Origin of the sequence: Acinetobacter sp. SwsAc2, from assembly GCF_013391465.1 — a bacterium.
GTDB lineage: Bacteria > Pseudomonadota > Gammaproteobacteria > Pseudomonadales > Moraxellaceae > Acinetobacter > Acinetobacter johnsonii.
The window spans coordinates 61,831-68,106 of the sequence record NZ_JACBEZ010000019.1; the positions used below are offsets into that span (position 1 = coordinate 61,831).

Annotated in this window: 6 protein-coding genes and 4 tRNA genes; 7 read left to right on the forward strand and 3 right to left on the reverse strand. The window is 41.5% G+C overall.

Features of this window, described 5'->3' with window-relative positions; genetic code table 11:
- Positions 1 to 3: 3 nt before the first annotated feature.
- The 7 genes from HYI04_RS09995 to HYI04_RS10025 all read left to right on the forward strand — a co-directional run bounded on the left by HYI04_RS09995 (position 4) and on the right by HYI04_RS10025 (position 3,499).
- The gene (locus HYI04_RS09995) at positions 4 to 351 is read left to right on the forward strand and encodes a hypothetical protein (protein WP_010327471.1); all 348 of its coding nucleotides are present in this window, start codon (positions 4 to 6) and stop codon (positions 349 to 351) included.
- 157 nt (positions 352 to 508) lie between these two features.
- Positions 509 to 1,729 carry a bifunctional glutamate N-acetyltransferase/amino-acid acetyltransferase ArgJ gene (gene argJ, locus HYI04_RS10000; protein ID WP_010327470.1) on the forward strand — a complete coding sequence of 407 codons (1,221 nt, stop codon included), beginning with the start codon at positions 509 to 511 and terminating at the stop codon, positions 1,727 to 1,729.
- A 143-nt stretch (positions 1,730 to 1,872) separates the two neighbouring features.
- Positions 1,873 to 2,940, forward strand: a complete 1,068-nt coding sequence (gene nadA, locus HYI04_RS10005; protein ID WP_010327469.1) for a quinolinate synthase NadA — start codon at positions 1,873 to 1,875, stop codon at positions 2,938 to 2,940.
- Between the two features lie 153 nt (positions 2,941 to 3,093).
- Positions 3,094 to 3,170: transfer RNA gene (locus HYI04_RS10010), tRNA-Pro, on the forward strand.
- 46 nt (positions 3,171 to 3,216) lie between these two features.
- A tRNA-Arg gene (locus HYI04_RS10015) sits at positions 3,217 to 3,293 on the forward strand.
- A 35-nt stretch (positions 3,294 to 3,328) separates the two neighbouring features.
- Positions 3,329 to 3,404 (forward strand) — tRNA-His (locus tag HYI04_RS10020).
- Between the two features lie 18 nt (positions 3,405 to 3,422).
- Positions 3,423 to 3,499 (forward strand) — tRNA-Pro (locus HYI04_RS10025).
- Between the two features lie 115 nt (positions 3,500 to 3,614).
- On the opposite strand, the gene HYI04_RS10030 is transcribed toward HYI04_RS10025, so the two are convergent.
- From HYI04_RS10030 to HYI04_RS10040, 3 genes are read right to left on the reverse strand one after another with little or no spacing between them, the layout of a single operon-like run.
- On the reverse strand, positions 3,615 to 4,094 hold the full coding sequence (locus tag HYI04_RS10030) for an OmpA family protein (RefSeq protein WP_010327468.1): 480 nt from the start codon (positions 4,092 to 4,094) through the stop codon (positions 3,615 to 3,617).
- Positions 4,088 to 5,326, reverse strand: a complete 1,239-nt coding sequence (locus HYI04_RS10035) for a sensor domain-containing diguanylate cyclase (protein ID WP_063454543.1) — start codon at positions 5,324 to 5,326, stop codon at positions 4,088 to 4,090. The genes HYI04_RS10030 and HYI04_RS10035 overlap by 7 nt, the downstream gene beginning before the upstream one ends.
- Before the next feature lie 4 nt (positions 5,327 to 5,330).
- Positions 5,331 to 5,831: a YfiR family protein gene (locus tag HYI04_RS10040; protein ID WP_010327466.1), complete on the reverse strand. Its 501-nt coding sequence runs from the start codon at positions 5,829 to 5,831 to the stop codon at positions 5,331 to 5,333.
- Between the last annotated feature and the right edge of the window lie 445 nt (positions 5,832 to 6,276).

Here is a 6,276-nt window from a genome sequence, read left to right on the forward strand (position 1 = left end):
ACAATGAAAAAAGTATTAAAACCAATCATGATTGTAGCTTTAGCGCTTCCAACTTTTGCATTTGCAGATACCACTACCGCAGCTAAAGTTCAACAAGCACGCGGTGCAACCACAGCACCTGCGGCACAAGCCAATGGTAATATTACGGTACAAAGTCCGCGTACAGGGATTCGCTATACCTTTGCCAACCCAAATCAACGTCCAGTAGTTCTGCAAACGGCTGCTATTGCTCCTGCAAATGCAGCAACGGTGAACCGTATTGTGGCTTCAAACCCAGCACTTTCTCCTGTAAGTCAAGAAAATGCTAAACAAGTGCTTTTGTCTAGCTCAGCACAGCTTGCTTCAAATTAATCAAATGCTGCTACATAAAACCAATCTTCGGATTGGTTTTTTTATGTCAAAAATGAGTGTGCATTGAAAAGTTAAAGCAAACAAAGTCTTCTGCTCGATTTTTTCTGAAAATTCTAATAAGCTGTGTTTTTTCTAACAAATGAATTGGACGTTTAAAATGCCAGTAGGTGACGTGTCAATGCCACAAATGCACGTGGTGAAAGGGGTGAGAATCGGAACGGCTGAAGCTTATGTGCGCTATCAGAACCGACGTGATCTTGTCATTTTCGAATTTGCTGAAGGAACGAATGTTGCAGGTGTTTTCACTCAAAATGCGTTCTGTGCAGCGCCCGTGCATGTGTCTAAAGCGCACTTACAAGTGGCGAATCCGCGCTACCTCATTATTAACACCGGTAATGCCAATGCTGGTACAGGCAAGATGGGCATGCTGAATGCTGAGCGTACTTGTGCAAAATTGGCTGAGCTTGCTGGTGTGAAAGCAACGGAAGTGTTACCGTTTTCAACAGGGGTGATTGGTGAACAATTGCCGTTGGAGCGTTTGTTAAATGGTTTACAGCCTGCATTAAATAGTTTGAGTGCTGATGCTTGGGATGCTGCTGCTACTGGGATTATGACCACAGACACCACACCGAAAGGAGCATCTGAGCAATTCGAATTGGATGGCGTCACGTATACCATGACGGGTATTTCTAAGGGTGCAGGCATGATTCGTCCAAATATGGCGACCATGTTGGGCTATGTTGCAACCGATGCACCGATCAGTCGTGAATTGGTTCAGCAACTGTTGAGTGAAACGGTGAATGTATCATTTAACCGGATTACCATTGATGGTGATACATCAACCAATGACTCTTGTATCTTTGCTGCAACAGGTCAAGCGGGTGGTACTGAAATTAGTTCAGCAGACGATGCGCGTTATGCTGTAGTGTTAGATGTATTGACGCGTATGATGAAGCGCCTTGCACAACTGATTGTGCGTGATGGTGAAGGTGCAACTAAGTTTATTACCGTTGCTGTTGAAGGCGGTTATGATACGCAAGAGTGCTGTGATATTGCCTATAGTATTGCCCATTCACCGTTAGTGAAAACGGCTATTTTCGCATCAGATCCAAACTGGGGACGTATCCTAGCTGCGATTGGTTATGCTGGGGTTAAAAATTTAGATGTTGAAAAAATTCAAGTTTGGTTAGATGATGTGCAAATCTGTAAGGATGGCGGAGCTGCTGCTGATTACACTGAAGCCGAAGGTGCTCGTGTGATGTCACAGGCTGAAATGACCATTCGTGTAGATCTAGGACGTGGGGCAGCGAAAGACACAGTGTATACCTGTGACTTATCTTATGACTATGTGAAGATTAATGCGGATTATCGCTCTTAATCTTAACGAGTTTAAAAAAGCCTCCTTTGGAGGCTTTTTTACCATAAGAACTTTTGAATGATTGGTCAAAAGCCGAGAAGCCATTTGGCCAATAAATTAAGTGCGGGACTTGCTTGCCGACAAGCAGAAGGGATGAATGAATGATGAACAATGCGACCAATTTAATTGCCAATGACGCAAAATCAATTGTGCAGGCGCATTTGGACCGTTTGGGTGAAACCAAAGACTCAAAGCTCAGTGAAGAAGTGAAGCAAGAAAAATTTGCTTTAATCTTGGCCGAGTTGAAAAAGCGCGATGCGGTATTGGTAGCGCACTACTATTGCGATCCTGAAGTGCAGGAATTGGCCGAGTTAAGTGGTGGCTGTGTATCCGATTCATTGGAAATGGCCCGCTTTGGTCGTGATCATCCAGCATCGACCTTGGTGGTGGCGGGCGTTAAATTTATGGGTGAAACCTCAAAAATTTTATCACCGAATAAAACCATTCTGATGCCAACTTTAGAGGCTACATGTTCTTTAGATTTGGGTTGTCCTGTTGAAGAATTTAGTCAGTTTTGTGATGCCCATCCAGACCATACAGTAGTGGTCTATGCCAACACTTCAGCAGCCGTTAAAGCCCGTGCTGATTGGGTGGTGACCTCAAGTTGTGCGGTCGAAATTATTGAGCATCTAGACAGTTTGGGTGAAAAAATTATTTGGGCGCCCGATCAGCATTTAGGCCGTTATATCCAAAAGAAAACGGGCGCAGAGATGTTGCTTTGGGATGGTGCATGTATTGTGCATGAAGAATTTCGTGCACGTGGCATTGCACAAATGAAGGAGCTTTATCCTGATGCTGCGGTGCTGGTACATCCTGAGTCACCTGAGTCGGTGGTGGATGTTGCTGATGCTGTTGGAAGTACGTCACAACTAATCAAAGCTGCGCAAACTTTACCCAATGAGCGACTGATTGTGGCAACTGATCGGGGTATTTTCTACAAAATGCAACAAGCGGTGCCCAACAAAATTTTGGTTGAAGCACCAACAGCCGGAGAGGGTGCAACCTGTCGTTCTTGTGCACATTGTCCGTGGATGGCAATGAATGAGCTGGATGGTATTTTAGAGGTATTACAGCGTGGCGATCAGGAAATATTTGTAGAGCCAGTACTTGCTGAGCGTGCGAAATTACCTTTAGATCGCATGTTGGATTTCAGTGCATCGCTAAAACGTTAAAATTTGTATAAAAAATGCCTGAAACGCTTGATTAATATACATTTGACGTGATTTTTTTATTTTTTTTAAATATAGGTGTTGACGTTATCAAGCGTCGCGCCTAGAATGCACACCGTACCGAACGAGATGTTCGATACAAAAGCTGAGATGAATCGGAGCATAGCACAGCCTGGTAGTGCACCTGGTTTGGGACCAGGGGGTCGTAGGTTCGAATCCTACTGCTCCGACCAATTCTTCAAGGCAAGGTTATCCATAATACCTCGTATTATTGGTCATGCGCCTGTAGCTCAGTTGGATAGAGCATCCGCCTTCTAAGCGGATGGTCACAGGTTCGAATCCTGTCAGGCGCGCCATTAGGTAGCTTGGTATTAAGAACCGAAACGTTATGGTGGATGTAGCTCAGTTGGTAGAGCCCTGGATTGTGATTCCAGTTGTCGCGGGTTCGAATCCCGTCATTCACCCCAACTTTAAAAAGTTGAAATCGGAGCATAGCACAGCCTGGTAGTGCACCTGGTTTGGGACCAGGGGGTCGTAGGTTCGAATCCTACTGCTCCGACCATTTATTGAAATGGTCGAGATAAAGATACCGCGTTAAGCGGTTTTTTTATGCCTGAAATTTAGTAAAGTACATAAAAAAGCCTTCGTAACGAAGGCTAAAGATAAAACATAAATGCTTAAGGAATAATAATAATATTTACACGACGATTCAGCGCTCGATTTTCCTCGCTGCTATTTTCTACCAGAGGTTGTGATGCACCGCGACCCATGCTCTGAATATTTTGAGTTTTAAACCCTGTTTCGATAAAAATCTGACTAACTGTTGATGCGCGTTTCTCCGAGAGTGTTTGGTTGTAGCTTGGGTCACCAATATTGTCTGTATGTCCAACCACTTTAATTTTATTTAAATTGTATTGCTGTAGCTGTTTAGAAAGCGCTTCGAGTGCGGGTTTTTGAGAGGCTTGAATATCTGATTGGTCAAAGCCGAACAATAATTTTTCAGGCAGTCTCAGCGTCCAGCCTTCTTCGGTCAAGGTAAAGCCTTGTTTCTTCAGCATGCGCGCTTGTTTATAGTTGAGGTGCCCTAAACTGAGACAGCCAGATAAAGCAGTGATAAGACCTGTGATAAGCATAAATTTGCAAACATGTTTTAACATGAGGGTTCATGATTAGGATTTATGCAAGGTGTGATATACCACCCTTGAGCTAAGTTTTTGGCTTTATACATGGCATTGTCTGCTTCAGCAATCAAATCTTCAGGTGTTGTTGCACATTTTGAGAAAGTAACGCCAATACTGAAACTAAAATGAATCTGATGTTGATCAAAATATAATGGTGCTTTACTGCATTCGATTAAATGCTCACAAATCAGTTCTAGGTGATCATAGTGTTTGATATTACGGAGCAGAATTGCAAACTCATCACCACCTAATCGTGCTACCACATCGTGGCTTCTGACATTCTTTTTTAAGCGTTGAGCCATTTCTTTGAGCACGGCATCACCTGCTAAGTGCCCATAAACATCATTAATGTTTTTAAAGTTATTGTTGTCAATAAAAAAGAGAGCTGTCTGGTTTTTCTCAGGGTGCTCAAATTGATTGAACAAAATATTGTAAAAATAATGACGATTCGGGAGTTCGGTTAACTGATCATGCAACGCTTGATGTGATAACTGAGAATTTTCGCTTTGTAGTTTTTCATTGGTACGCTGCACTTTATCTAATAAATTATTAAATGCACCACTGATGACGCGAAACTCATAAATGGGGGATGATGGAAGACGTGCTTGATATTGAGGATCAAGATTAAGGCTTTCAACGGTATTGACCATGGGTTGAATCGAGTGCATCAGTTTTTGATAGGTTGAATGTACCAACCACAACATAATCAACAGGATGATAAAAATCCCAGCGGAGAGACAAATCAAGAGCTGAAAGAAAAAGCTCATGAGTTGAGTGGCACTACCGTAAATGATCAATGTCCCGTACTGGTTATTTTGATGTTTGATGGTGCGTGTCACAGGGTGTTTAAAGAAGACCTTATCAAACAGATTTTCCATCCATGCAAACTCAGGTGTGGGTTTGTATGCTTCGGCCAGTGGTTTCCCTTGTAGGTTGATGACTTGAATAGCGCGAATTGGATATTGCTGAATATGATTGTTCAGTGTTTGCTGTAGTGTAATAGGATCATTGAAAATGACAGCAGGTTGAATTTGCTCACTTAAGGTTGCGCTAAAAATATTAAGGCTTTGCTTGGCGTAGGTATTCATGGTGTAGATGGAAATCACCACGAAAATTAAACTACAAATTCCAAGAGTAAGAGCAAAAATCAGCAATTGAGACTGACTAAAAATTTTTTGTAGAGAAGTATTAGAGCTTTTACGAAACATTGACTTAAGGCTCCGTAGATTTTGCTAATAATAAAACACGTGGATCTACACGTGCTTGGGACTGGGACAGGCTGGCCAAGTTTACCTTAAAGGAAGTTCGCGTTTTGTTTTGATATAAGCAAAATGCGCTACCTAATTTGCATTCAGTATTGTTAGAGCTAAAAGTCAGTGGAGCATCTTTTAGGTTATTTATAATATTTTGCTCTTCACGTGGTGTGTAGGTTGAGAAAAAAACAGCATTGCACATAATCTTATTTAATTCAGACAAACTGACCGCTTGAATTTGATACGCACTCTTGAGTTGCTGATTGACTTGAATGAACTGATTGGATAATTGGCTGTTATTTAAAATGCATAAAGAAATAGGATTGGGAGTATTCCAACGTACATAGCTCAAAATCGTCAACGTGGTTGCAGGGAGATTTAGTTGTGGCTGTGCCTGTACCTGAGAAATCATTAAACAGGACAAGAGAGTTAAATAAATTTTGTATTTAAAAGCTGTCATTATTCATTTTGCTTGGCAGCGAAAGTGAGCCTATTTTAACGAAAAATAAACAGTGATGGTTAAAATTGCTTTAATAATCGACAAAAATCACATTTTTGACCAAAAAATATGCGCTTGAAATGAAATAATCGAAAAAGGTGTTGCAAGGGATTAGAAATACTGTAGAATGCACATCCATCGGCGGTGATGTTGATTAAAACTTGTTGAGAAACAAGGATTTAGCCCAAGCGGTAGAATCTGGAGGTCTTGAATGAGTTTGAAAATAATTAACAAAACCAGTTGACTTCTTCTTGAAAGAGAGTAGTATAGCCGACCTAGCTTGCTGATGACGAATCAGCAAGAAGATCATTAAGAGATTATGAAGAACAACTTGTGTGGATTTTTACTGATTGATCGATCGAAAATATTTCATTGATTGAAGGTAAAAATTACTCGAAGTTTATTT